At 39.6% G+C, this 2653-nt stretch carries 2 protein-coding genes; both read right to left on the bottom strand.

Annotated features, from left to right (window positions below):
* Positions 1-5: 5 nt before the first annotated feature.
* Entirely contained in the window at positions 6-515 is a 510-nt protein-coding gene (locus LDL35_RS15245) for a response regulator (RefSeq protein WP_304024114.1), read from the bottom strand.
* A gap of 153 nt (positions 516-668) precedes the next feature.
* On the bottom strand, positions 669-2653 hold a 1985-nt coding region (locus LDL35_RS15240), incomplete at its 5' end, for an ATP-binding protein (RefSeq protein WP_304024111.1).

Here is a 2653-nt window from a genome sequence, read left to right as displayed (position 1 = left end):
CATCATCACTGATGCGGGGAACCCTGAACCTTCTGAATAAAACTCTGGAGTTCATCCCTGGATATCGTCCTTGTCAACACTTTTGCTGCTATCTGCTCAAGTTCTTCACGTTGTGAGAGGAGTCGTTTCTGAGCCATCTCCTGAAAGGTGGTTTTTAATCCCAATACCCGGTTCACTTCAGAGATAAAATTATAGATCTGAAAAGGTTTAATGACATATGAGTCAGCACCATATTCCATCGCCTGGTCGATCATTCGCTGTGTTTTGATAGCAGAACAGATGACAATCTTTGAATCTGGATGTGTCTCTTTTATACGACGCAATACCTGAATGCCCTGTACCTTTTGCAGGACAAGAGCTAAAATTACAAGATCTGGTGTATAAAGATAATATAAATCAAGGGCCTGCTGACCGTCAACTGCCTCACCAATTACTTCGTGACCACTACATTCAAGCGCAAAACGAGTAATATTTCGCATAAATGGAACACGTTCAACAATTAGGACCCGGACCATAATTCTCAGTAACGTTTTGGTGTTACCTATTGTCCTTTATGCTATTTTAAGAAGACTGATTTTTCAAAATTAGAGGAAATGTCCTTTTTGTCCAAACTATATGATTTGAAACTATCTGCTAGTATTCTAAAAAATATACAATGAGTCAATCATTTATGAATGGATGGTTTTTAACCGAGGGAATATCAGGGTAAATGTCGTCCCGGTATTCCGTCCATCGCTTTTTACCTGAATTATTCCTCCGTTCCGTTCAACGATCTTCTGGGTGATTGAAAGACCAAGCCCGTATGATTTTCCATCATGTCGTGAGCTGTCAGCTTTATAGAATTTTTCGAAGATATGTTCTACTTCTCCCGGAAGCAGCCCAATTCCACAGTCCCTGATGGTGATAATAATTCCTTTTTCAGTTCGTTCTCCATGAAAAGTAATACTCCCTCCGGTATTTGAAAATTTTATCGCATTATCCAAAAGATTTCCAAAGATAGTATCAAAATCAATCGGGCTCATTCTGATTTCAAGATCTGCAGGAATATCATTCATGATGATCAGACGTTTTTTTAATATCTCATATTCGAAATTTACAGTCAACTCATAAATCATCTCACGAATCGGAAGAGAGGTCCCGATACCGGGAAGATATGATTTATTCAGACGAGCCATCTGAAGAATACTGATCAGCAGATCATGCATTTGTGCGGCATTCCGAATCGCCATATCAAGATATTCAATCTTTTTTGGGTCACTCTCTTTTCTTCTTAAAATTGGAAGAATTGCGATTACCGGAGTCAAGGGCGTTTTCAGATCATGACCTATCTGGGTGATGAACTCATCCTTCTGTTTTAACAGATCTTCGATCTCTTTCGTCCGTTTTTCAACAATATCATCCAGATGTTGATTAATTTCAGAGAGCTGGCTCTTCACCCGGATTAATTCATCATTTTTCTCAGTCAGTTCTGAAATATACCTTTTCAGATATTCGACCGCCCAGATTTGTTCAGTGATATCCTGTCCAACCCCAATGATTAATAATGCCCTCCCATCTGATCCGTCAAAGCGCTCAAAATTCCATACCACAGATCGTATATCTCCTGATTTCTGGATTATGGGAATCATGGCACTTTCAAGAGCCGGTTCAGGTCCATGGACCTGCTGAAGCAGGCTCAGTGATCGATCTCTCTGACTATCAGGAAACAAAGTAAAGATCTTCTGGCCGAGTACTTTATCTGAAGAAATTCCGGTAAGTCTGGCAGCACCCAGATTAAAGAGTGTTATTGCATATGATGCATCCCAGCCAATGATAGGAATATGTGCAGTCTCCACAAACCGGTAAAAAAAGGATGTAAAATCAGATATTTCTGTATCGTCGAAGGAATTGATTCTGTAAGTGTTGTTCTCTGATAGTCCATATACGGGTGAAAACGCCTTCGTCTCAATATTTTCCCGAACAAACCCATTAATAATCAGATCTGAATAATTACAGGGACTAATCTCTTTTTGAAGAGGGGATCTGTGATGAGAGACTCCGGATGTATACCCAGGAAGACCGATAACGAAAGAAATATCCTGTGCAGACATAATCGCTCCACGCAACCCTCCCGACTGATCATACAATGGTGAAGCATACAGCCGGAGATGTGCACCCTTTCCATTGTTAAGATGCGGAAAATAATCATTGATGACCCAGATATTTCCGATGGAGATGAGAGGTTCATACTGCTTCCTGATGGCTTTATGATAATCCACCACTAAGTCTATCAGAATTGGCTCGAAATTTTTGAAAATCGGAATTGAATGCGTATATTGGTCTTTGCTGAGAATCTGATCAGCAGAAAAACCGGTCAGATTCACCATTCCTTTATTCCAGATCTGAACCTCCCTATTATTATCCGTTATAAAAAATGGGTCAGGAATGCCTTGTACGAGAGAAAAAAGATCAGATAATTCTCCCTGCAGGTGCATAAACCCCCGTTGAATAACACCATGGTAGATAGTATGTATAAGATCTTCAAAAAGAAACTGATTTTTATCTGTTTTAATATGAAAATGCCAGGAGCCCTTAAAATTCTCTGGGTTTTTTTCTCCCAGGACACTGTCAGATGAAAATGTAATTATAAGAATATCTGGATTATTTCTTCGGA

The sequence above is a fragment of the Methanospirillum hungatei genome (assembly GCF_020216685.1).
Lineage (GTDB): Archaea > Halobacteriota > Methanomicrobia > Methanomicrobiales > Methanospirillaceae > Methanospirillum > Methanospirillum hungatei_B.
This window is presented reverse-complemented; position numbering and strand designations above follow the sequence as displayed.

What these genes read in the sequence shown, in the direction of transcription:
- LDL35_RS15245 (WP_304024114.1), bottom strand. Translation starts at nt 515, where the DNA reads ATGGTCCGGGTCCTAATTGTTGAACGTGTTCCATTTATGCGAAATATT.